22 protein-coding genes and 1 pseudogene are annotated in these 22910 nt (G+C 72.7%); 13 read left to right on the top strand and 10 right to left on the bottom strand.

All coding sequences use genetic code 11. From position 1 onward, the window contains the following. The first annotated feature begins 163 nt into the window (after positions 1 to 163). From ACIA8N_RS24320 to ACIA8N_RS24310, 3 genes are all read left to right on the top strand, one after another. On the top strand, positions 164 to 448 hold the full coding sequence (locus tag ACIA8N_RS24320) for a heavy-metal-associated domain-containing protein (protein WP_365782619.1): 285 nt from the start codon (positions 164 to 166) through the stop codon (positions 446 to 448). Positions 449 to 695: 247 nt separating this feature from the next. Continuing rightward, positions 696 to 2960, top strand: coding sequence for a heavy metal translocating P-type ATPase (locus ACIA8N_RS24315; RefSeq protein ID WP_365782617.1), 2265 nt, complete (start codon positions 696 to 698; stop codon positions 2958 to 2960). A 53-nt stretch (positions 2961 to 3013) separates the two neighbouring features. After that, positions 3014 to 3295, top strand: coding sequence for a metal-sensitive transcriptional regulator (locus ACIA8N_RS24310; RefSeq protein WP_051751649.1), 282 nt, complete (start codon positions 3014 to 3016; stop codon positions 3293 to 3295). Between the two features lie 57 nt (positions 3296 to 3352). Here the strand turns inward: ACIA8N_RS24310 and ACIA8N_RS24305 are convergent, their stop codons facing one another. After that, positions 3353 to 3508 carry a hypothetical protein gene (locus ACIA8N_RS24305; RefSeq protein ID WP_365782615.1) on the bottom strand — a complete coding sequence of 52 codons (156 nt, stop codon included), beginning with the start codon at positions 3506 to 3508 and terminating at the stop codon, positions 3353 to 3355. A gap of 83 nt (positions 3509 to 3591) precedes the next feature. On the opposite strand from ACIA8N_RS24305, the pseudogene ACIA8N_RS24300 reads away from it, so the two are divergent. The 7 genes and pseudogenes from ACIA8N_RS24300 to ACIA8N_RS24270 form a co-directional block, all read left to right on the top strand. Next, positions 3592 to 3939 (top strand): annotated as a pseudogene (locus tag ACIA8N_RS24300) (BlaI/MecI/CopY family transcriptional regulator); the annotation flags it as partial. A 182-nt stretch (positions 3940 to 4121) separates the two neighbouring features. Next, positions 4122 to 5033, top strand: coding sequence for a M56 family metallopeptidase (locus tag ACIA8N_RS24295; RefSeq protein ID WP_365782613.1), 912 nt, complete (start codon positions 4122 to 4124; stop codon positions 5031 to 5033). Positions 5034 to 5283: 250 nt separating this feature from the next. After that, on the top strand, positions 5284 to 5661 hold the full coding sequence (locus ACIA8N_RS24290; RefSeq protein ID WP_365782612.1) for a GNAT family N-acetyltransferase: 378 nt from the start codon (positions 5284 to 5286) through the stop codon (positions 5659 to 5661). Positions 5662 to 6097: 436 nt separating this feature from the next. Further along, positions 6098 to 6991, top strand: coding sequence for a class I SAM-dependent methyltransferase (locus ACIA8N_RS24285; RefSeq protein WP_365782611.1), 894 nt, complete (start codon positions 6098 to 6100; stop codon positions 6989 to 6991). Between the two features lie 89 nt (positions 6992 to 7080). Beyond that, positions 7081 to 7521, top strand: a complete 441-nt coding sequence (locus tag ACIA8N_RS24280; protein WP_365782609.1) for a transcriptional repressor — start codon at positions 7081 to 7083, stop codon at positions 7519 to 7521. Between the two features lie 130 nt (positions 7522 to 7651). Next, positions 7652 to 8695 carry a helix-turn-helix domain-containing protein gene (locus ACIA8N_RS24275; RefSeq protein ID WP_365782607.1) on the top strand — a complete coding sequence of 348 codons (1044 nt, stop codon included), beginning with the start codon at positions 7652 to 7654 and terminating at the stop codon, positions 8693 to 8695. A 142-nt stretch (positions 8696 to 8837) separates the two neighbouring features. Beyond that, entirely contained in the window at positions 8838 to 9929 is a 1092-nt protein-coding gene (locus ACIA8N_RS24270; RefSeq protein ID WP_365782605.1) for a helix-turn-helix transcriptional regulator, read from the top strand. Between the two features lie 113 nt (positions 9930 to 10042). Here the strand turns inward: ACIA8N_RS24270 and ACIA8N_RS24265 are convergent, their stop codons facing one another. The 6 genes from ACIA8N_RS24265 to asnB all read right to left on the bottom strand — a co-directional run bounded on the left by ACIA8N_RS24265 (position 10043) and on the right by asnB (position 17171). Continuing rightward, entirely contained in the window at positions 10043 to 10294 is a 252-nt protein-coding gene (locus tag ACIA8N_RS24265) for a hypothetical protein (protein WP_359215969.1), read from the bottom strand. 219 nt (positions 10295 to 10513) lie between these two features. Continuing rightward, on the bottom strand, positions 10514 to 11839 hold the full coding sequence (mshA, locus tag ACIA8N_RS24260; protein ID WP_399416779.1) for a D-inositol-3-phosphate glycosyltransferase: 1326 nt from the start codon (positions 11837 to 11839) through the stop codon (positions 10514 to 10516). 148 nt (positions 11840 to 11987) lie between these two features. Next, the gene (locus ACIA8N_RS24255) at positions 11988 to 13553 is read right to left on the bottom strand and encodes a class I tRNA ligase family protein (RefSeq protein WP_365782603.1); all 1566 of its coding nucleotides are present in this window, start codon (positions 13551 to 13553) and stop codon (positions 11988 to 11990) included. A 46-nt stretch (positions 13554 to 13599) separates the two neighbouring features. Beyond that, entirely contained in the window at positions 13600 to 14346 is a 747-nt protein-coding gene (locus ACIA8N_RS24250) for an SDR family oxidoreductase (RefSeq protein ID WP_365782601.1), read from the bottom strand. Positions 14347 to 14437: 91 nt separating this feature from the next. Then, positions 14438 to 15376, bottom strand: a complete 939-nt coding sequence (locus ACIA8N_RS24245; protein ID WP_365782599.1) for a hypothetical protein — start codon at positions 15374 to 15376, stop codon at positions 14438 to 14440. Next, on the bottom strand, positions 15366 to 17171 hold the full coding sequence (asnB, locus tag ACIA8N_RS24240; protein ID WP_365782597.1) for an asparagine synthase (glutamine-hydrolyzing): 1806 nt from the start codon (positions 17169 to 17171) through the stop codon (positions 15366 to 15368). Before asnB ends, ACIA8N_RS24245 begins: the two co-directional genes overlap by 11 nt. A gap of 149 nt (positions 17172 to 17320) precedes the next feature. Between asnB and ACIA8N_RS24235 the strand changes: the two genes are divergently transcribed. Next, the gene (locus tag ACIA8N_RS24235; protein WP_359215956.1) at positions 17321 to 18046 is read left to right on the top strand and encodes a PIG-L deacetylase family protein; all 726 of its coding nucleotides are present in this window, start codon (positions 17321 to 17323) and stop codon (positions 18044 to 18046) included. A gap of 166 nt (positions 18047 to 18212) precedes the next feature. Here the strand turns inward: ACIA8N_RS24235 and ACIA8N_RS24230 are convergent, their stop codons facing one another. Continuing rightward, positions 18213 to 18887 carry a hypothetical protein gene (locus ACIA8N_RS24230; protein WP_365782595.1) on the bottom strand — a complete coding sequence of 225 codons (675 nt, stop codon included), beginning with the start codon at positions 18885 to 18887 and terminating at the stop codon, positions 18213 to 18215. Positions 18888 to 19015: 128 nt separating this feature from the next. Here ACIA8N_RS24230 and ACIA8N_RS24225 point away from each other — a divergent pair, with 128 nt between their 5' ends. Then, the gene (locus tag ACIA8N_RS24225; RefSeq protein WP_157850875.1) at positions 19016 to 19180 is read left to right on the top strand and encodes a hypothetical protein; all 165 of its coding nucleotides are present in this window, start codon (positions 19016 to 19018) and stop codon (positions 19178 to 19180) included. Here ACIA8N_RS24225 and ACIA8N_RS24220 read toward each other — a convergent pair. After that, positions 19177 to 21270 carry a hypothetical protein gene (locus ACIA8N_RS24220; RefSeq protein ID WP_365782593.1) on the bottom strand — a complete coding sequence of 698 codons (2094 nt, stop codon included), beginning with the start codon at positions 21268 to 21270 and terminating at the stop codon, positions 19177 to 19179. The genes ACIA8N_RS24225 and ACIA8N_RS24220 overlap by 4 nt on opposite strands. A gap of 217 nt (positions 21271 to 21487) precedes the next feature. Between ACIA8N_RS24220 and ACIA8N_RS24215 the strand changes: the two genes are divergently transcribed. Next, a complete protein-coding gene (locus ACIA8N_RS24215) occupies positions 21488 to 21799 on the top strand; it encodes a hypothetical protein (RefSeq protein ID WP_365782591.1) in 312 nt (103 codons plus the stop codon). Positions 21800 to 21856: 57 nt separating this feature from the next. Here ACIA8N_RS24215 and ACIA8N_RS24210 read toward each other — a convergent pair whose 3' ends face one another. Further along, a complete protein-coding gene (locus ACIA8N_RS24210) occupies positions 21857 to 22654 on the bottom strand; it encodes a helix-turn-helix domain-containing protein (protein ID WP_365782589.1) in 798 nt (265 codons plus the stop codon). Positions 22655 to 22910: the final 256 nt, after the last annotated feature.

Below are 22910 nucleotides of genomic sequence, written 5' to 3'. Positions count from 1 at the left end.
TGGCGTGGGTAACCGTCCGATACACCTCACCATACCCCTGGGGGGTATCAAGTCAAGTCGCGGATCCGCTTGCCTTGGATACCACCGGGGGGTATACATGGACTCGACAGCCGAATACCCCCCGAGGGTATCGGAGAAGTGGAATCCGACCGAGGAGGAAGCCATGGGCTCCTGCTGCACCCCCGACAACAGCTGCTCGACCACGGAGGCCACCGCCGTCGCGGTCGCCGACAGCACCGCCACGGTCTACGCCGTCTCCGGCATGACCTGCGGCCACTGCAAGACCGCGATCACCAAGTCCGTCAGCGCGCTCGACGGCGTCATCTCCGTCGACGTCGACGTCGCCGGCGGCCTGGTGACCGTGACCACCGGCGGCGAGCCCGACGACGCCGCGATCACCGCGGCCGTCGACGACGCGGGCTACGAGCTGACCGGCCGCCACGCCTGATCAAGAAACCACCTCGGCCGCCGGGGCCCGCCCGCCACGCCCGGGCCCCGGCCCCCGAACCCTGACCCGAGCCACCTCGGCGCGGCCGCCACTACCGGCGAGTGAGCCGAAGGGGCGCGGCCGGGGGAACAGGCCCGAGCGCGCGGAGCCTCCTGAGGAACGAAGGAGGCGAGCACGGTCGGGGCTGTGAGCCCGGCTTGAGCGCCCCGGAGGCGAACCGAGCCCTGAAAAGAGGAGAGCAGACCTCATGACAACGACGACACCTGGCACCGCCCAGGTCGAGCTCGCCATCGGCGGCATGACCTGCGCCTCGTGCGCGGCCCGTATCGAGAAGAAGCTCAACCGCATGGACGGGGTCGAGGCCACCGTCAACTACGCCACCGAGAAGGCGAAGGTCACCTTCGACGCCGACGTCGACGTCGCCGACCTCATCGCCACCGTCGAGGCCACCGGCTACACCGCCGCCGAGCCAGCGCCCCCGAAGAGCGAGGCGCCGGGCGCCGAGGGTCCCACCGACGAGGAGAAGGCCGACGAGGAGCTGCGGCCCCTCAAGCAGCGGCTGATCACCGCCGTCACGCTCGCCGTACCGGTCATCGCGATGGCGATGGTCCCGGCGCTGCAGATCGAGTACTGGCAGTGGCTGAGCCTCACGCTCGCCGCGCCGGTCGTCGTCTACGCCGCCTGGCCGTTCCACCGGGCCGCCTGGACGAACGCCAGGCACGGCGCGGCGACGATGGACACGCTGATCTCGGTCGGCACGATCGCCGCGTTCCTGTGGTCGCTGTGGGCGCTGTTCTTCGGTACGGCCGGCACGCCGGGGATGACCCACCCCTTCGAGTTCACGATCGCCCGCACCGACGGCGCCGGGAACATCTACCTGGAGGCCGCGGCCGGCGTCACCGCCTTCATCCTGGCCGGCCGCTACTTCGAGGCCCGCTCGAAGCGCAAGGCGGGCGCCGCGCTCAAGGCCCTGATGCAGCTGGGCGCCAAGGAGGTCACCGTCCTGCGGGGCGGCCGTGAGGTCACCGTGCCCACCGCCGAACTCGCCGTCGGCGACCGCTTCCTGGTCCGCCCCGGCGAGAAGATCGCCACCGACGGCACCGTCGTCGAGGGCTCCTCCGCCGTCGACGCCTCCATGCTCACCGGCGAGTCCGTCCCCGTCGAGGTCGGAGTCGGCGACTCCGTCACCGGCGCCACCCTGAACGCCGGCGGCCGGCTCGTCGTCGAGGCCACCCGCGTCGGCTCCGACACCCAGCTCGCCCGCATGGCCAAGCTCGTCGAGGACGCCCAGAACGGCAAGGCCGCCGCCCAGCGCCTCGCCGACCGGATCTCCGCCGTCTTCGTGCCGATCGTCATCGCCCTCGCGCTCGGCACCCTCGGCTTCTGGCTCGGCACCGGCCAGGGACTCACCGCCGCGTTCACCGCCGCCGTCGCCGTCCTGATCATCGCCTGCCCCTGCGCCCTCGGCCTCGCCACCCCGACCGCCCTCATGGTCGGCACCGGCCGCGGCGCCCAGCTCGGCATCCTCATCAAGGGGCCCGAGGTCCTGGAGACCACCCGCAAGGTCGACACCATCGTCCTCGACAAGACCGGCACCGTCACCACCGGCCGGATGACCCTGATCAAGGTCCACACCGCCGCAGGTACGGACGAGACCGACGTACTGCGCCTCGCGGGCGCCCTGGAGCACTCCTCCGAGCACCCCATCGCCCAGGCCGTCGCCACCGGCGCCACCGCCAAGGTCGGCGCCCTTCCCACCCCCGAGGACTTCGCCAACATCCCCGGCCTCGGCGTGCAGGGCGTCGTCGAGGGCCACGCGGTCCTCGTCGGCCGCGAGAAGCTGCTCACCGAGTGGGCGATGGAGCTGCCGCCGTCGCTGAAGACCGCGAAGGACGCGGCCGAGCAGGCCGGCAGGACCGCCATCGCGGTGGCCTGGGACGGCGAGGCCCGCGCGGTCCTGGAGGTCGCCGACGCGATCAAGGAGACCAGCCCGGAGGCCATCCGGCGGCTGCGGGCGCTCGGCCTCACCCCCATCCTGCTGACCGGCGACAACAAGGCGGTCGCCGAGTCCGTCGCCGCTGAGGTCGGCATCGACGAGGTCATCGCCGAGGTCATGCCGCAGGACAAGGTCGACGTCGTCAAGCGCCTGCAGGGCGAGGGCCGTTCGGTCGCCATGGTCGGCGACGGCGTCAACGACGCCGCCGCGCTCGCCCAGGCCGACCTGGGCCTGGCGATGGGCACCGGGACGGACGCAGCCATCGAGGCCGGCGACCTGACCCTGGTACGCGGGGACCTGCGGGCCGCCGCCGACGCCATCCGGCTCTCCCGCAAGACGCTCGGCACGATCCGCTCGAACCTGTTCTGGGCCTTCGCCTACAACGTGGCGGCCCTGCCGCTCGCCGCGGCCGGACTGCTCAACCCGATGATCGCCGGCGCGGCCATGGCCTTCTCCTCGGTCTTCGTCGTCGGCAACAGCCTCCGCCTGCGGGGCTTCCAGGCCGCCGACAGCTGACCGGCGGCCACTGAAGGACCCGCCCTTCCCCGCCAATCCCCGAGGAGCCCGCCGTGGCCGGTTACGGACAGCACAAGGAAGACATCATCAGACGCCTGCGGCGTATCGAGGGCCAGGTCAGGGGGGTGCAGCGGATGGTCGACGAGGACGTCTACTGCATCGACGTCCTCACCCAGGTCTCCGCCATCAACGCGGCCCTCCAGTCCTGCGCGGTGGCCCTGCTCGACGAGCACCTGAGCTGCTGCGTCACGGAGGCCATCGCCCAGGGCGGCGACCAGGCCAAGGAGAAGGTGAACGAGGCCTCCAAGGCCATCGCCCGGCTCATCCGGACGTAGCGCCCCCGGGCAGGGGGAGATGGACCGAAGGGCCCCGCGAGGGGCCCTTCGTCGGTGTCAACCGCCCTTGCGCGCGGGGCAGTCGGCGGACAATGTGAGGCTCATCCGGAGACAGAGGCCGAGCAGCCGGCGGAGGAGCACCAGCTCCACCGATCCGGCGGGACCGGCGTCGCAGACCTGCGCACAGGGGCGGTTCTTCATGAGGGTCGACATCCCGCCAGCGTACCCCTGGGGGGTATACCTGGGGAGGGGAGGCGGCCCGTACGATGAGCCGCTCGCAGGGGGAGGGGATGCACGTGCGCCGGCTGGGAGAGCTGGAGGCCGAGATCATGGACCGACTGTGGGCCTGGCAGCGGCCCGCCACGGTCCGCGAGATCGTCGACGACATCAATCGGGGACGCCGGGTCGCCTACACGACCGTGATGACCGTGGCGGACATCCTGCACCGCAAGGACTGGCTCCGCCGCGAGAAGGCCGGCCGGGCCTGGCTGTACGAGCCCGTCCGCAGCCGCGAGGAGTACACCGCCGGACTCATGCGGGACGCCCTCGGCGACAGCCAGGACCGGCCCGCCGCGCTCCTGCGGTTCGTCGAGGTCATCTCGGACGAGGACATGGCCGCGCTCGACGCGGCCCTGCGCGCCGCCCGCGGCGACCAGGAACCACCCCAGGAGCCACCCCAGGACCCACGCCCCGGAGCGACGCACCCCGACCCGCGTCCCGGAGCGACGTACCCCGACCCGCGTCCCGGAGCCAGGTACCCCGACCCGCGTCCCGGACCGACGCACCGGGACCCGTACCGCCTCCGCCACGACGGCGGGAGCCCCGCGTGAACCACCACGCCCTCGTGCCGCTCGGGCTCGTCGCCCTCGCCGGCTTCCTCCTGCCCCTCCTCCTCGCGCGGGCACGCTGGGCCCAGCAGGTGCCCCGGCTCGCGCTCGCCGTCTGGGCCGCGTGCGGCACGGTCTTCGCGGGCGCCTCCGCCCTGCTGCCCGCCCAGATGGTCCTGACCGGCGAGAGCAGCCACCGGCTGACCGACACGGTGCTCATGCTCCGGCCGCCCACCCCCGCCCAGCTGCTCGCCCTCGACGGGCGGGAGCTGTTCGCCCTCTCGCTCTCCCTCGCCTTCCTCTCGGTGCCCGCCGCCGCGTTCGCACGCCGCCTCGCCAGGGCCCGGCGGGTACGGGTGCGGCACGCGGGGGTGCTACGGCTCGTCGGGCGGTACGACCCGGCGCTCCGGGCCACCGTCCTCGACGACGAGCGCCCCGCCGTGTACTGCCTGCCCGGCCGCTCGCGCCGGGTCGTCGTCTCCTCGGGCGCGCTGCACACCCTGACCCCGGCCCAGCTCGCCGCGGCACTCGCGCACGAGCGGGCGCACATCGCCGGGCGCCACCATCTCCTCGTGGCGGCGGCGGAGGCCTTCGCGGCCGTCTTCCCGCGTCTCCCGCTCGCACGGCACGGCGGGTCCGCCGTACCCCTGCTCCTCGAAATGGCGGCGGACGACAGGGCGTTGCGGCGATGTACGCGGGACGCCCTGGCGACGGCGCTGTACGCGCTGGCCTCGGGGAAGGCACCCCGGTCCGCGTTCGCGGCGGGCGGCCCCTCGGCCGCGCTGCGCATGCGACGCATCCTCGCCCCGCACAGCGCGGGCCACCCGGTCCTGCGCGGGCTTCTGACCGTCACGGCGGCGGCGCTCGCGATGGCACCCCTGGTCGTCGCCTGCTGTTCGTTCCCCGGGTAATTTACTCGCTTCACCGGCCGACCTGCCGAACATCCTTATTTACTAAGCGAATTCGTAGATTTCGCATCGGTCACGGACAACTGAATTCACCGCTATCGTGGGTATCTTGGGGATCGGGCTCGGCACGTCGAAGGGTACAAAACCAATGCAGCTGGCTGGCATTCGGACGGCCGCGGCCGGCGATGCGACGACGATATCCAGGCTGCTCGCCGACGTCATTCGGAGCAGCTACGCGGGAATCCTGGACGAAATGCCGATCCGGCGCATGGTCTCGGCCCAATGCTCACTCCCCCGCATCCGCGCGGAAATTGAAATTCCCGGGGGCGCGCCCGGCTGGCTCGGCTGGCTCGTCGCGACCGACCCCGAGGGCACGCTCGTCGGCGTCGCCGCGGGCGGGGTCCCCGTACCGGGCGAGGGCGAGGTGTACGCACTCGCCGTCGCGGGCGGATCCCGCCGCCACGGAGTGGGTACGGCCCTGCTCGCGGCGGCCACGGACCGGATGCGGAACTACGGGGCCCACGACCAGCGGGTCGAACTCCCCGCGGAAGACGACCCGGCGCTCCCCTTCTACACGCACATGGGCTTCGACCCGATAGCCCCGCGCCGCCTCAGCCGCCAGCTTTTCTAAGGGCTCGGTTCGCCTCCGGGGCGCTCAAGCCGGGCTCACAGCCCCGACCGTGCTCGCCTCCCCCTCCTCTTTTGGGCTCGGTTCGCCTCCGGGGCGCTCAAGCCGGGCTCACAGCCCCGACCGTGCTCGCCTCCTTCGTTCCTCAGGAGGCTCCGCGCGCTCGGGCCTGTTCCCCCGGCCGCGCCCCTTCGGCTCACTCGCCGGGTCCTACCTGGCGGGCACGACCGGCCCCCGGCGTACCGGCAGCCCGTGCGGGGGGCGGCGCACTCCGCGGCGTGGGCGCCCCCGTGGCAGATCCACGCCATCGCGTGTTCACGCAGCCCCATCTTCTGGATCAGGGCTCGTTCCCCAGGTCAGGATGGGTCCAGCGGCGCGGTCCCGGCGGCACGGGTACCTCGTCCGGACGGCATGGACCGAGCGAGCCCCTGGAGGAGCGATGCACACACCGAGCGGCACATCCCTGCCCGTCGTGCCCGCAGCGCTCGCGCCGGTCCTGCCGTCCCGATACGACCGGGAGCGGGAGCCCGCCCCCGGAACCGGCATCCGGATCGAGTCCGACACCCTGCCGGGACTCGAATCGGTGGCCCCCGTCGACGAGGGCTCCGTCTGGCTGCACGATGCCCTGCTCGGCCCGCACAGCGCGGACATCGTCCGGTACCTCAGCCTCGCCCGCTCCACCGGCGGACCCGTCCTGGACCTCGGCTCCGGCGCAGGGCGGCTCGCCGTCCCGTTCGCCCGGCACGGCTTCGCCGTGGAAGCCGTCGACCGGGACGCCTCGGCCCTGGAGCGCCTCGAAGGCTGGGCCCGCCGGATCGGCCCCCAGGTCGCCGGGCTCGTCGTCACCCGCCGGTCCGAGCTCACCGAGCTGCGGCTCGAAGGGAGTTACCGGCTGGCCCTGCTCGCGGGCGCCATGGTCACGGCCGTACCGCCCGCGCGTCGGCCCGCGCTGCTCCGCGAGATCGCCGGCCATCTGGAGTCGGGCGGGGCGCTCGCCCTCGACTACACCGCGCACCGGCTGCCCGGACTCATCGCGGAGCCCCGCAGGACCTGGGCCTTCCAGGTGCCGCGCTTCGACGGGATCGACGAGTGGGTGGTGGCCAGGCAGGTCTTCGACCTGCCGTCGATGAGCGAGCGGATCACGTACTACACGGCCAGGACCGGCAAGCTGTCCACCGAGCGGGTGGTGCTGACCACCGACAAGTGGATCGTGGACCCCGAACGGCTCGCGACGGAGCTCCACTCGGCGGGCCTGCACATCGAGGGCCGGCGGCGCCACCGGATCGACGACAGGACCGAGAGCGTCCTGCTCGTGTGCAGGCCGGACGACTGACGAACGGCCGAAGAGCGCCTGACGAGGTTGACGAGCAACAGGTACGATGCCTACAAAAGTTTGAGCCGACCAGGTGGCAGGCGGAGAAGATGGCAGTCGTGGAAGAGCTGACGGGCCGCGAGGCGGTGATCCAGCGCCTGCGCGACGTCGGGCTGCGGGTCACGGGCCCGCGCCTCGAAGTGCTCACGGTGCTCGCCGCGGGCGGCCATCTCGACGTCGAGGCCATCACCACGACCGCGCGCGAGCGGCTCGGCACGCTGACCAGCCAGGCCGTGTACGAGATGCTGCGGCACTTCCAGGAGACGGGCCTCGTCGGCAAGTTCGACCGGCCCGGCCTGCCCGCCGTGTTCGAGATCGCGGGACCCGTGCACCAGCACGCGCTGTGCGTCGCCTGCGGCCGCGTGGAGAACGTCGACGCGACCGCGCCCGAGCCGCCCCGGGGTGCCCTGCCCGCGTGGCAGGTCGAGGACGCCGAGATCGTGTTCAAGGGCCTGTGCCCCGACTGCCGGTCCGAAGCCCCCACCGCCTGACCGGTTGCCGACCGCCCGTGAGCCCTCCTGAGCTGCGGTGAACCTCGTGCGCGCCGTTCGAATGTGTGGCAGGGTCTAGCGGGGCGATTCAACAGGATCCAGGTGGGATCCGGGGGGAGTCTGCTGCACCGTGTCCAGAAACGCCGCCGTGACCCGTACGGGCAGCGAGCAGGCCCTCGCCGTCTATCAGGCGCTCCGCGCCCGCCCCGGGGCGACCTTCGACCAGGTCGCGGACCGACTCGACCTGACCGCCGAGGAGCGGGAGCGATGTCGTGAGGAACTGGTCTCCTTAGGACTGACCGCCCCCACGACCGGTGGCGACACCGGCGCCGACGCCTCGCCTCCCGTCGTCGTCGATCCCGATGTCGCCCTGCTGCGGCTGCTGCGCCGTGAGCGCGACCGCCTCCAGGAGCGACTCGCCGCCACCAGTCGCGCGCACACCGCCCTGGAGGCCCTTGCCGGACCGTTCCTGCGGGCAGGAGCGACACCGCGCGGGGAGATCGAGGTCGAGATCGTCGACGATCCCCGGCGCATCCGGTGCAGCCTCACGAACCTGACGAACTCCGTCCGGACGGCCGTGCACTTCATGCACACCGGCTCCGTCCGCCGCGAGGAACTGCCGGCCGAACTGGCCCTCGACCGTCAGTGGGCGGACCGGGGGATCCGGATCCGGGCGATGTACAGCCGGCGGGCCGCCTCGGTGCCGGAGACGGCACAGCACCTGGAGGAGCGGGCCGCGCTGGGCGTCGAGATCCGGTTCGCCTCCGTCGTACCGATGAGCATGGTCCTCGCCGACGAGAACTTCGCGCTCCTGCCGACCGATCCGCACGACCCGTCATCCGCCGCGATCCTCGCGCGCGGCCCGGGCCTCGTCCGCTCCTATCTCGCCCTGTACGAGTACTGCTGGACCGCAGCCGCCCCGTACGGCGAGGAAGAGGCCGCGGAGAAGAGCGGCGACGGCCTCTCCGAGCAGCAGCGGGCGGCGCTCCTCATGCTCGCCTCCGGCATCAAGGACGAGCAGATCGCCCGCAACCTCGGGGTCTCGCTGCGGACCGTGAGCCGGCTGCTCTCCGAGGTGATGCAGGAGCTGGGCGCGGCGAGCCGGTTCGAGGCGGGCGTGAAGGCCTCCCGGCTCGGCCTGCTGGACGCCGAGGGGGCCGAGCGCGGAATCTGAGGACGCTGCACCGGCGGGGAGTTCGGAGTTCGGATGACGCACGATGGATGTCAGATCGGTCAGATCGGCATGACGGACGGCCGCCCAGCCGTGTGACAGGGTGACGGCGGCGCGACTCGAGGGAACAGGGGGTCACTGCGCCTTGATCACCACCGGCGGCGGCAGGGGTACGGAGAACGGAGCCGAGTGCGCGGAGGCACCCGACGCCGTGGTGAGGCTCTATCAGGAGCTGCGCAGGCGAGGGGTGTCGAGCGTCGCCGAGGTCGGTTCCGAGCTGCGTCTCTCTCCGGAGGAGTACGAGCGATGTAGGAACGAGCTCGCGGGCCTCGGGCTCATCGTGCCGACCAACCCCGCGCAGCACGGCGCCCGCGCGGAGCTCCGTGCGGGACTCCGCGGGGAGGGCGGCCCGGAGCAGGACGGCGACACGGTCGCGGTGATCGACCCGGAGATAGCACTGCTCCGGCTGCTGCACCGGGAGCGCGAGCAGCTGCGCGAGCACCTCGACGAGGCGGACCGCGCGTACGGCACCCTGGAGACGCTGGCGGGGGCGTTCCTGCGGGCCGGTTCCCTCACGCGCTCGGACGCCGATGTGGAGCTGCTCAGCGACTACCGCAGGATCCAGCAGGTCCTTGAGGACATCACGGACGTCATCCAGCACAGTCTGGCGTCGATGCATCCGACGTCGCTGGTGCGCGAGGTGGCGGAGCGGGTCCTGAACCGGGACCGGCGGCAGATCGAGAACGGGGTGCGGGTCCGCGCCATGTACAGCGAGCGGGTCGTCTCCTCGCCCGAGGTGGCGGAGATGCTGCGGCGCCGGGTCGAGGCGGGCGTGGAGGTGCGGATCACGCCGGCCGTGCCCATGACGATGATCATCGCGGACGCGCAGTTCGCGGTGGTGCCGGTCGATCCGGCGGAGCCGATGGCGGGCGCGGTCCTGGCCCGCGGGCCGGCCCTGGTCCGCTCGTACCTGGGTCTGTACGAACACTGCTGGCACACCGCGTCGCCGTACGGGGACGGCACGACGCCGGAGCAGGGCGGTGACGGGCTCTCGGAGCAGCAGCGGGCGGCGCTGACGATGCTCGCCTCCGGGATGAAGGACGAGAAGATCGCGCGGGGGCTCGGGGTGTCGCTGCGGACGGTGAGCCGCATGCTGTCCGAGCTGATGCAGGAGATGGGTGCGACGAGCCGGTTCGAGGCGGGTGTGCGGGCGCATCGGCTCGGCTGGGTCGACTGATTGCGGCCGGTCGACGGGGCCGGCGGGAACATTGTGTCCCGACCATGCGGACAAGGCTCCGCGGTCCCCCTTTCACGGGGTGACCGCGGAGCCTTATCCGCATTCCCGGCGACTCAATTGGCAGCTATCGGCGCCGGGCTGACCTTGTTCCACTCGTTTCCGTTGGACGGGGACGGCGTGGGGGTCGGGGTGGGGTCGGTGGTGGTCCCGTCGGACACGCCGTCGGCCACCACGTGCTGGGGGGCCGAGACCGCGCTCGGGGCTGTCACAAGGGCCGCGCCGCCGGCGACGGCGAGACACGCGGCCGTGGCGAGGGCGAACTGACGGAAGGCCTTGCGCATACCCGTGGCGTGCTCAGCAGACATGATTCCTCCAGGAGTTGGAATGTGAATTCCGTCTTTCGGGGGCCCGTGCCGCCGGGCGTTCCCTGAAGACATCTCCATTCTGGCCCCGGCCCCGAATGAGATCCAGAGATTGTCTCTGCGTGGACCCGCCATGGCGTGGATGCGTCAATAGGCCTTCTGGATAACGGAATTGAGCGATCCGGGGTGACCCATACCTTTGGTCGAACCAAAAAAGAGGTGCTAGACTGGTGCGACGGCCTTCTCGTTCCTCCAGGAGAGAGGGGCCGTCGGGGCAGGGGCGTGCCGCCGCCCCTGCCCCAACCCCCACCGCCCGGCCCCCCGCCTCGCCGCCTCGCCCAGCGCCCCCCGGTACACCTCGACGGTCCGGACGGCCGACGCGCGCCAGCTCATCCCCCGCGCATGGCGCACCGCCGCCTCCCCCATCGTCCCCACCGCCTCCGGGTGCGCCGCGAACCAGCGCAGCCGGCGCGCGTACTCCACCGGGTCGTGACCGCGCACCAGAAGCCCCGTCACCCCGTCCCACACCGCCGTCGGCAGCCCGCCGACCGCCGCCGCGAGCACCGGCGTCCCACAGGCCTGCGCCTCCAGGGCCACCAGGCCGAAGGACTCGCTGCGCGAAGGCACCACGAGCACGTCCGCCGCCCGGTACCAGTCCGCGAGGCGTGACTGCGGTACGGGCGGGCAGGACCGCAGCACATCGGTCACCCCGAGCTCCCGGGCGAGCCGCCAGGCCGTCCCCTCGCGCGTCGCGCCCGAATGCCCGCCGATCACCGGCACCAGGAGCCTCCCCCGCAGCTCCGGCGACTCGCGCAGCAGCTCGGCGACCGCCCGCACGAGCACGTCAGGGCCCTTCAGCGGTTGTATCCGGCCCGCGTACAGCGGCACGAACGCGTCCCCCGGAAGCCCGAGGCGGGACCGCGCCGCCGCCCGGCCGTCCCCCGGGTGGAAGGTGCGCAGGTCCACCCCGGGCCGTACGACCTCCGTGCGGGCCCCCTCCGCCCCGTACAGCGAGCGCAGTGCCTCCGCCTCGTCGGCCGTGTTGGCGATCAGCCGGTCGGCGGCGCCCACCACCTGGCGCTCGCCGCGGATCCGGAGCTCCGGTTCGGGGGTGTCGCCGGCGGCGAGCGAGGCGTTCTTCACGCGGGCCAGGGTGTGGGCGGTGTGCACGAACGGGATGCGCCAGCCCACCGAGGCGATCCGGCCCGCCTGCCCGGAGAGCCAGTAGTGCGAGTGGACCAGGTCGTAGCGCCGCTCCTCCTTGAGCAGGGCGAGCGAGAACGGCACGACGAGGTCCGGCATGGCCTCCTTGGGGAGCGCCTCGCGCGGACCCGCGTGCAGATGACGCACCCGTACGCCCGGGGCGAGTTCGACGAGCGGCGGCACGTCCTCGCCCCGGCAGCGGGTGAACAGGTCGACCTCGGCACCCTGTTCGGCCAGGGCGCGGGACAGCTCGACCATGTAGACGTTCATCCCGCCGGCGTCCCCCGTCCCGGGCTGGTGGAGCGGGGAGGTGTGGACGCTGAGCATGGCGACGCGCAGGGACACGTGGGGCTCCTGAGGAGTGGGGGCCACGTGTCCCTGCGCGTCGCTCGCGCGCACGGTCACGCGGCAGGGTGGCGGAGGTGGTGAACTACTGGAGTACTTAGTTGCTTAGTAGTAACGAAGGTCAGAGAGGTCAGAGACGTCAGAAAGATCAGAACCCGAAGACGGGACCCGACGGAGGTGCCAGACGGGTCCCGGGGAGCGGAGCCGTCAGGGCGTGCCAGTCGACCGGGCGCCCCGGCGTCACCTGGAGCGCCGCCGCGAGCCGGTCGGCGCCCTCCGGCATCACAGGCCGCGACCACGCGGACAGGGCGGAGGCGAAGGCCAACTGGGCGGCCAGCGCCGGGAGGTGACGGCAGGAGGTGCTGGGCCGGCACCGCTCGTGGGCGTTGACGTGCCCGAAGTCGGCCGCCGACCTGACCATCTCGTCGAGCACGGCCACCGCCCGGCGCGGGTCGAAGGCGTCGGGCCCGTACGCCTCGCGCAGGTCGTCCACGCCCCGGTGCAGCCGCCGCTCCAGGATCTCCCAGCCGGTGCCGCCGGGCAGCGCCTGCGGGGCGAGGCCGGCGCACTCCTCCCGTACGGCGGCGAAGAGCCGGGACAGCCAGCTGTTCCAGTTCTCGTCCAGCTCGCGCCGGGCGGCGGCGAGCCGCTCCCGGTGGAAGACGGTGCGGCGGCCGAGCGGACGGGCCTGGAGGACGTGACGGCGCAGGGTGTCGGAGCCGTACTCGGTGAGCAGGTCGAGCGCCCAGACGTTGCCCTCCTGGACGCCTTCCTCGATGACGTACGACTCGTTGACGTTGAAGTCCTGCGGGAGCTTGATGTCCTGCGCGAGCAGCAGCACCGGCAGCAGCACGGCGTGGCAGAAGGAGTGCCCGAAGCCGCAGAAGTGGATCGCGCGGCGGGGCAGCGGGCCCTTCACGTCGTAGCCGAAGAGGTGCATCGCGGCGGCCTCGAAGCAGCCGTCGATCCGGTGGTCGGGGAAGCCCTCGACCGGCACCGGCAGCCCCCACTCGGCGGGATGACCGACGGCGATGTCCGGCAGTCCGTCCTCGACGAGCGACTCGCACAGCGCGGCAAGGCGCGGCGGCAGGCCCGCCGTCGCCCAGTACTCCGCGAGCGTCTCCCGGAACGGCTCCAGGGGTACGTAGAGCCTGCGGCAGCGGCGGGCGACCGCCGGGGTGCCGCAGAGGGCGCAACGGGCGGCGATCAGGTCCCCGCCGTCGTTGGGGCGTGCGCACTCGTGGCACATGCCGCCGTCGCTGACCGCCCCGCAGTGCGGGCACGTGCCGGTCGCGTGCGCCCCGTGCAGCCAGCGGTCGCAGGGCTCGCAGTACGGCAGGAGCCGGGTGCGCGGCGCGATCACGCCCTGCGCGAAGAGCCGGGCGAAGAGGTCCTGCACCCAGCGCCCGTAGCCCTTGTCGCGGCGCGGGCGCACGATGTGGTCGAACTCGACGCCCGAGCGCAGCCAGTCGGCGGTGATCGCGGCGCGGTAGCCCTCCGCGACCTCCTCCGGCTTGCGGTGGTGGCGCAGCGCCCGGACCTCGACAGAGCTGGCGTGGTCGGCGGTGCCGGTGGTGAACCTGACCGCCTCGCCCTCGGCGCGCAGGTAGCGGGTGAGGACGTCGGCGGCGACGTACGGCCCGGCGAGGTGGCCGATGTGGAGTTCGCCGTGGGTGGCGGGAGGGGTCGCGGTGATCCAGACGGGAGTGCTCATGGGACTGGGACCTCCTTGACGCTGCGGTTCGGTGGGCTCATCGACGTCAGCGGGGCTCGAAGTGGAAGGAACGGATGAAGCAGTCACGCGGCTGCTCGACGGCGTACACGACGCATTCGAAGAGGGCCTGGGTGGTCAGCTTCTCGTCGGGCGCTATTCCGTCCGGATTGGATCCGTCCCATTCCGCGAAACGCGGATCCGACGTGGAGAAGTCGGGCGGGAAGAGGGAGAAGACCCGGACGCCGGAGGGCCGCAGCCTGCGCGAGAGGATGTCGGCGAATCCGGCCTGGGCGCTCTTCGCAGCCCAGAAGGCCTCGTGGGCGGCGCCGGCGGTCGCCGCGGAGGCGCCCTCGGCGTCGCGGACGGCGACCATGTTGACGATGTCGGGCCGCAGCGAACCGCGGAGCAGCGGCAGGAAGTGCTTCACCATGAGGACCGTGCCGCCCGCCGTCGACTCGATCGTCTCCACGATCTCGCGGTCGCTCGCCGCCTCCAGGTCCATGCCGTCGAGCCAGCGGGCGCCGTTGTTGACCAGGAGGTCGACGCGGTCGGTGTGTTCGCCGACGCGGGCCGCGAACTCGCGGATCTCTGCGGGCTTGCTGAGGTCGCAGCCGAAGGCGTGGATACGGTCGCGGGCCGAGCCCATGACTTCGGTGCGGGTGCGTTCGGCCGCCTCGACGGTCCGCGCCGAGACGTAGACCTCGGCGCCGAGATGGGCGAATCCGACGGCGAGCGCGCGGCCGAAATAGCGGGACGCTCCGGTCACGACGACACGCAGATTCTCGAATTTCATGAGTGGCTGCTCTCCCCACGGATACCGATGGCCGGTCCATTTCAGCGTGGCAGAGGAAAGGCGGTCCGGGCCTGGTGAGCGGGGTGCGCGTTCACGCCGTTGCGTGGATACGCCAGGGGAGTTCGAGCTTTTCGAGGACCTCGGCGCGCTTGCGGTGGACCCGGACACGGTCGGGCGCGGTGGAGACGGTCACGGTCCCGCCGGGGGTGCGGACGGGGCCGCTCGGGGCGGGTACGACGGTGCCGTCGAGCGCGCCGGCGGCGGCGAGGGCCGCGGCGCCCGTGACGGCGAGCCGGGGGTGCCAGCCGCCGACGGTGAGGGCGCGGACGGAGATGCCTCGGGGGGTGTCGGTGCCTCCGGGGCGGCCGGTGAAGGTGGCGATCTTGGGGAGGGCGGAGTGGGGCGGGTGTCCGAGGAGGCGGGCGGCGGCGGCGCGGAGCACGAGCAGCCTGTCGCGGAGGGCGTCCTCGGCGTCGGGCAGGTGCCGGGCGTCGACGAAGACGTACGGGTTGCCGTAGCGCACGATCGAGACGGGGACGCCGAGGAGGAGGTCGACGGGCCGGCCGGTGGGGAGGGTGCCGGGGGCGGTGGGCGGCCTGAGGAAGCTGAGCGTGTACGCGTCCCCGCCGGGCTCGGGCTCACAGAGCACGGTGTCCCCGGTGGTCACCGCCCGGACGGTGACGGGCCCCGGCCGTGCCTCGGCGACGACACAGGCGAGCAGCGAATGCCCGCAGCCGGTGCGGAAGTCGAACCGCCCGTCGGGGAGGGCCTGCACGAACCGGTAGTCGAAGGCGTGACCGGGGCGCCCGGTGGGTCCGTAGAGGGCGATCTTGTCGAGCCGGGGGTACGCCGTCCCCGCCAGCGCCTCGCGCAACCGGGCCAGCTCGTCCGCCAGGACGAGGGAGCCGACGGGCAACCGGTCGACGCGCAGGACGAGGGTGGGCCCGGGCGCGTCCTCGGCGCGGACGACGGTGGCGCCGGTCGCGGGGGCGGGTTCGGGACGCGGTGGTCCCGGGGCGTCAGGCCGCACAGCCCACCGGGATCCGCATGCCCTGGACGACCTCCGTCCACAGTTCGTGGACGGCCAGGGCCCAGAGCGTCAGGGCGTCGTGCTGCGAGGGGCGTTCGAGGTGGCGGGCGAGGAGCTTCTGGACCCGGTCGGCGCGGACCTTTCCGCCGAGGACGAGCCGGGCCGGGGAGAGCAGTTCTCGGACGGTCTCCAGGAGCGGCGTGCCGGGGGCGAGCATCGCCGCGAGGGGCAGCGTGAACGGCTGCTTCGGCCGCCGCAGGACCGAGGCCGGGAGCAGTTCGGCGCCCGCCTCGTACAGCGCGCGCTTCCCCGTCCGCGCCGCCGTCGGCAACGCGCGCGCATGCGTCACGACGGACGGCTGGCAGAACGGCATCCGCGCCTCGACGGCCCAGGCCATGGACAGGTGGTCGACGCGTCGCAGGTGGTACGCGGGCAGCCGCCAGCGCGTCTCGAACGCGGTCATCGCGGTGAGCCGGTCGGCTCCGACGGCCTCCGCCGAGCGCAGTTCCTGCTCGATGCGGTCGGCGGCCGAGCCCTGGTCGGCGATGTGGGCCCGGTAGTCGGCGGTGTAGAGGTGCTCGCGGAGCAGCCGGGGCGCGGCCGACAGGGCGTCCGCGTAGGTGCCGGCCCAGTCGGCTCCGGCGGGCGCGTCGAGGGCCGCCCGCATCCGGTCGTACCCGCCGAAGAGCTCGTCGGCGCCGTCGCCGGTGAGAGCGACGGTGAAGCCGTTCTCGCGGACGGCGCGGAAGAGCGCGTACGTGGAGAGGGTGATGGGGTCGGCGTTGGGCTGGCCGAGGTGGCGGACGGTCCGGGTGAGGAGGGAGACGAGTTCGTCGGGGTCGACGGCGACCTCGTGGTGGACGGTCCTGGTCCGGCGGGCGACGGAACGGGCGTACGCGGCCTCGGAGTCGGGCCAGCGGCCCCGGTAGGTGAGGTGGAAGCTGTGCAGCGGCGGCGCGTCGGTCTCACGGGCGTGCTCGGCGGCGAGCGCGGTGACGAGCCCGGAGTCGAGGCCGCCGCTGGTGATGGCGCAGACGGGCACGTCGGCCTCGGCGAGCCTGCGCACCTCGTGGCGCAGGACGTCCTGGGTGGCGCCGACGGGGGCGGCGCGGTGGGGGCCGCGGCGGCGTACGACGGGCGCGGCGCCGGGCCGGACGAAGGCGGTGGCGCCGGGCGGCAGGACGCTGACGCCGTCGAGCGCGGTGTGGGTGGAGAAGGAGGTCCGGGTGGCGAGGACGGTGTCGAGGGACTCCTCGCGCGGGGAGATCCGTACGCCTTCGAAGGCGAGGAGGGCGGGGATCTCGGAGGCGAAGCGGGTGGAGCCGTCGTACGGGTCGTGGTGCAGGTGGATCGGCTTCATCCCCATGTCGTCCACGGCGAGGACGAGTTGGGTGCTGCCGGGGCGCAGGTCGAGGACGGCGACGGCGAACATGCCGTCGAGGTGCTCGGCGAAGGCGGGGCCGTACTCGGCGTAGAGCGCGGGCAGCAGCGTGCCGTCGCAGCGGTCGGGGAACCGGTGACCGCGGGCGGCGAGGGCGCGGCGCAGCTCGGTGTGGTTGTAGATCTCGCCGTTGAGCACGGCGAGGACGCCGGGCAGGTGGGGCAGCCGGTAGGGCTGCTGTCCGCCGCAGGGGTCGGTCACGGCGAGCCGGTCGCAGCCGAGGGACCAGCCGGGCCCGCTGAGCACCAGGTGCTCGTCGGGCCCGCCGTGGCGCTGGCGGGCCGACACCGCCGCGAGCTGGGCCGGCTCGGGGCGGTCCGCCCCGGCGGCGAAGGAGCCGAGGATCCTGCACATACCGGTCACCCTCCAAGCACGTCATCACATCACCCGGAACACCCAATGATTTGAATCTACCAACTTTTTGAATGGCGCGTAAGTGCCATGTCCGGTTCACGCCACGAGTTGGCCTTGCGACGCCCCCATCACCCCAACAGGCTGGACACATGGAGGACTTCAACCGCGCCGCCCCCGAGTCCCTGCTGGTGGTCGCCGCACACCCGGACGACATCGAGTTCTGCGTCAGCGGCACCGTCATGCAGTGGATCGCACGCGGCACCCGCGTCACGTACTGCATCGTCACGGACGGCGGCGCGGGCGGTTACGACGAACAACTCCCCCGCCAGGCCATGGCGGACCTGCGCCGCGCCGAACAGGTCCATTCCGCCAAGCTCAGCGGCGTCGCCGACGTCCGTTTCCTCGGATACCCCGACAGCTTCGTGGAAGCCTCCGTGGAACTCCGCCGCGACCTGTGCCGGGTCATCCGCGAAGTACGCCCCCAACGCGCGATCATCCCCTCCCCCGAGATCAACTGGGCCCGGGTCGCCGACCTCCACCCCGACCACCGCGCGGTCGGCGACGCCTGCCTGCGCGCGGTCTACCCCGAGGCCCGCAACCCCTTCGCCCACGCCTCGCTGCTCAAGGACGAGGGCCTGGAACCCTGGATCGTCCATGAACTGTGGCTGATGACCGGACCCACCCCGAACCAGTACGTCGACGTCACCTCCGTCTTCGACCGCAAGGTCGAGGCCCTGCGCATCCACACCTCCCAGACCGCCCACTTCGACGACCTCGCCGGCCTGCTCCGCACCTGGCTCGGCGAACACGCGACGGCGGGCGGCCTGCCCCCCGGCCGGATGGCGGAGGCCTTCCAGGTCGTGCACATCGACTGACACCGAGGACGCCAAGGACGCCGAGGACGCCGACGGACGCTTGTGGGCGTCACGGGCCCATGAGACCGTGAGCGCCACACGAGGGGGCGCGTGCGTCAACACGCATGCGGCAGCATGGAGTTCACGTCACGACGAAGGCGGCGCCTGGCCCAGCTGGACCGGTGAGTCAGGCCCTGGCGGCAGACGTCGCCGTGCACGAGAGGTCACCGGCTTCACCGAGAAGGAACGGCGCACGGGAGGTCGTGGTGCCGTGCCGCAGGGTCAACAGCACCTCGCCCTTGGTGTAGTCAGGGAAGAACACGGCGTACAGCGTGCGCGTGCCCTTCGCCACGGTGCCGATCCGCAGGACCTTCACGGGCCTGCCACTGCAGAACGCGGCCGTGACCTCCTGGTGGTCGGCGGCGAAGACACGGCCCCAGCCGTGCGTGAACAAGGTGTCGAGGCTCCTGATCTGTCGGCCCTTCGACACGGGCGGATCGTTCGGGTTCGTCGCGCAAGCCCGCTGGAAGACCGTGTCACCGGCCACCGAGGCATGGCAGAGCCGGTGATCACCGGTCTCCCAGACCCAGGCCGCCTCGCCACTCGCCCACGCCTCGACCAGCATCGGCCCGTCGGGACCGGGCGCGTCGGGCAGGCGCGCGGTCGACTTGAGGACGGCCGTGCGGGTCCGTTCTGCGACCTCCTCACGGGTGACCTGCTGCGGGGGCGACGGGGACGGGGAGGAGGACGGTGAGGCGGAGGAAGACGGCGGTACGGCGGAAGGCCTGCCGCCGCTGCCGCCCGAACATCCCGTCAACACAGCCGCCGTCATGGCGACGGCGACCCGCAACCGGTATCGCATGAGCCCTCCCCCGTACCGACCCCGATGCCGATCATGTCCACGGCAAGGGAAGAATCGCAGCGACCTCCACCGCGGCACAACCTTCGGGGAAGCGGTTCCTCCGCGGGGCCGCCGGGTACTCGGCGTACATGTCAAAGGGCTGGCGTTGGTTCCTTGTTGCCGTCTTCGCGCTCTGGACCGTCCTCGCACTCCAGTGGACCGACCTGGGCTGCGACTACCCGGAGGCCTACCTCGCTGTGATCCGCTTCGGCACCCCCGAGGGCCTGGAGTTCCTCCCTGCTTGTGGCGGCTAGGGGGTGTCGTGCTTGGCGAGCCAGGCCACGGCCTTCGCCCGGTCCGCCTCCGTCGGTGCGGGGCTCACCTGGTCCGGGTAGCGGATGAGGTGGTGCTCGCGGGCGACGCTCAGGCCGACGGCACGGGCCTCCGGGGAGAGGCCGGGGTGCTCGGCGACCTCCTGGGCGCGCCGCCACCAGCACACGCTTCTCGGGTCGATGGCGTAGTGCCACAGGGGCTGTCCGGGATCCGCCACGCCGATCAGCACCCGGCGCAGCACGTACTCGCGGACGTCCGGGTTGCCGATGAGCCGGTCGGCGACCAGCAGCGGGTGCTCCCCGTCGAGGCGGGCCCGGACCAGCACCCAGGTCATGAGCTGGCCCACGTCGTGGGCGCGCGAGGTGACGAAGTCCCACAGTTCGGCGGCCTTGGCCTCGTCGGGGGCGCCGAGGTGGGTGAGGAGCCGCAGTTCGTCCTTCCACAGCGGCCGGGCCGCGTTCCACCAGGAGACCAGCCGCCCCGCGGCCGGATGGTCCAGGTCGAGGGCGAGGCAGGTCAGGGTGACGAGCGGGTGGCGCCATTCGGTGTACGTGGTCGGGTACTTCTTGGTGAGGTCCTTCATCCGGCGCGGCAGCAGCGCTTCGACGTCGGACTCGGTGGCCTGGCCGTGGGCGACGAGCAGTTCGAGGCAGAACCCGAGCCCCTGCAGACCGGTCGTGGGGTCGGCCACCCGGTCCCGCAGCCAGCGCACGTCGGCGTCGGTGAGCGTCCGGTACCGGTGCCAGGCGTCGGCGAGCCGGGTCTCGGAGCCGGTGAGTTCGGGGCCGGTGCCGGACAGGAGTCCGTCCCTGGCGGCCTCGTAACGGTCCACGGCGGCGAGCACCTCGGCGATGCCGACGCCGTTGAGGTCGGTCCGGCCGGGCCGGAGCGCCTCCTCCCGGATGTGCTCCACCTGTTCGCGGGCCGCGTCCGCGGCGAGGGCGCGCAGCGCCCTCGGCAGTCCGCCGTCGGTGGCGAGGCGGACCGCCGCGAGCCCGGCGTACGACCGGCCCGCGTGGTAGCCCTCCCCCGTCTCCCGGCGCCAGTCGGCGGTGACGGCCCCGATCAGCGCGCCGTACAGCCCGTGCAGCGAGGTCTCCGGCGCGTCGTGCGCGGCCAGTTCCGCCGCGAGGGCCGCCGCGGCCCGTACCGCGTCGGGCTCGCGGAGCGACCGGTGCAGCGCGAGCCAGGCGTGCACCGGGGCGCGATGGCCCGCGAGCGCGGCCTCCCGCACGACGGCCAGGCCCCGCTCCGACGGCACCCGGTGCACCACGGCGGCCACCCGGGGGTCGACGACGCCGAGGGCGTCGACCGTCTCCCACGCCTCCGCGTGGCCGTGGCGCAGCAGCGCATGGAGCAGCTCCACCCAGGCGCCCCACGCCGTGAGCCGCCCTTCGTACTCCGCACGCCAGGCGCGCAGCAGCCGGTCCGTCTCGTCGGGGGTGAGCCCCTCCCGGCGCTCCAGCGAGGCCGCGAACCGGGTCGCGGCGGCAAGGTCGGGGGCGTCGGCGAGCCGTTCGTGGAGCCAGGCGGCCTCGACCGGGGACAGGGGCCGGTACCGGAGCGGTGAAGTGCTGCGGTCCACCGGTTCGTCGAGCGCGTCGAGGAACTGCCGCACGCCGTCGGGATCAGCGGGATCAGGCAGTCCCGCCTCGTCCCGGTCGGTGATCCGGTCCAGCCGGAAGGCGCCCTGAGGCCCGCCGTCGACGACCCGGAAACCGGCCGGCCCCTCACCGAGACCGGCGGCGACGCTGGTGTGGTCGCCGCCCCAGTGCAGCAGCAGTTCGCCCCTCAGGCCGCCGGCGCGGTCGAAGGCCCGCCCGTGGGACTGCCAGTGCCAGTACGCGAAGGAGACGGGGCCGGTGAGCCCTCGCTCCGCGTGGACCTCGGCGGCGTCCTCGTGGCCGTCGGACTGCGTGTAGCGGCTGCGGTTCGGTGGCGGGAGCACGAGGAACCCGTCGCCGCCGAGCCCCTGCCACCAGGCCGTGATCAGGGCGAGGTCCGAGGGCCGTCCGCGGGCCGCGCGGCGGCGGGCGGCGGGGGCGGCCGGAGCGCCGGCGGCGTCGTTCACGTACTGCTCCCTGGGTCCTCTGGGGCTTCTCCGGGTCTTACCCGGTCTTCTCGGGGTCTTCTCCGGCCTTCTCCGGGTCTTCTACGGGTCTTCTACGGGTCTTCTCCGGGTCCGTCGAGGACGGCTCTCCCGCCCCTGGGAACCACCGTGCCACAGGGGTCTGACACGGCTTTTCCTTCGGCGGGCAGGGGACTGTGAGCCGCCCTACGATCGCCGTATGACCCCTCGCCGCGCTTCGTCCGGTTCGTGCCTGTCCCTCTGGTCGCGGGACTCGTTCCTGTCCGTCGGATCGGTCGGGTCGACGCTCTCGGTCGGCTCCGTCGGCTCGTTCCTCTCCGTCGGCTCCGTGGGCTCCGCGCTCTCCGTCGGCTCGGTGGGCTCCTGGGCGAGCGCCGGTTCGCTGCTCTCGGCCCAGTCCTGCTGGTCGGTCCTCTCCTGGCGCTCGCGCCGCGGGGTGCTGGCGGCGGGGGCGGTCCTCGCGGTGGCCGGCTCGGCGGCCCTGGCCGCGGGGGCACGAAACCACCGCTGACCAGCGGCTCACTCGACACGAGCGACCCCGCGAGCCCGGCCTGATCGGCAAGACCCCCTAGGGGGTGTCCCGGCCCTCAGGACCCGGCTCGGCGGCATCGTCGTCCGGGGCCGCCTGCACCGCCTCGTCCTCCGCCGGCGCCGGGGCCTTCGTGTGGAGGACCTCCCGGGCCTGCTCCGCGGCGCGCATGCTGCTCTCGGCGACGAAGTCGAGGAAGCGGGCGACGTTCTCCAGGCGGTTGCCGGCCGGGGTGTCGGCACCGAGGACGCCCACGCCCTGCCGCGCCGTCTCGACGATCTGCGCGATCGCCCGCGCGCTGGCGATCATCGACTGGTACCAGATGTCGTCGTCGACGATGTAGCGCTCGCGGCGGCCTTCGTCGCGCTCCCGGCGCAGGAAGCCCTGACCCTCCAGGAACGTGACCGCCTTGGAGATGGACGCCGGGCTGACCTGGAGGCGCTGGACGAGCTCGGCCGCGGTGAGGCTGCCGCTGTCGGCGAGGGTGAGGCAGGCCATGACCCGGGACATCATCGCGGGCATGCCCGAGCCCAGGAGCACGGTCATGAACGTCTCCTCGTACGCGCGCACCGCCTCCGGGTCCCGCCCGTGCTCCGGCGGCGCCGCTTCCACCGCCGCCAGGGGCGCGGCCTGCCTGCGCCGCTGAGTGCGGCGTTCGGTGGCGCGGTGGGCCAGGTCGGCGCGGTAACCGGTGGGGCCGCCGTTGCGCATCACCTCACGCGTGACCGTCGAGGTCGGACGGTCGAGACGCCTGCCGATCTCGGCGTAGGCGAGGCCGTCGGCCAGCCCGAGGGCGATCTGCTGGCGTTCCTGCTGGGTGAGCCTGCCTCCCGGCATCGCGGTCTCCTTCACGTTCCTCGGTGCGCCTTGACGCCTACGAGGGCCAGCATAGCGTTCACCTCCAGTCCATTGCAACGTGCTCACTGGCTGACGTTGCATTACCCGCAGACTCGTTGCAACAACTTTCCCCCACTGACCTGCAGTTACAACACTTATACGCAACGAACCTGTTGCCAGACTCTCGAACGCAACGTAGCTTTTCACTCATCGGAAACAGCGGGCCGACGGAGCGCACGCTGACGAGACAGGAGCA

This window comes from Streptomyces sp. NPDC051822 (genome assembly GCF_044452745.1).
GTDB lineage: Bacteria > Actinomycetota > Actinomycetes > Streptomycetales > Streptomycetaceae > Streptomyces.
The sequence above is the reverse complement of the archived record's forward strand: the minus strand, read 5'-3'. Positions and strand labels throughout refer to the sequence as shown.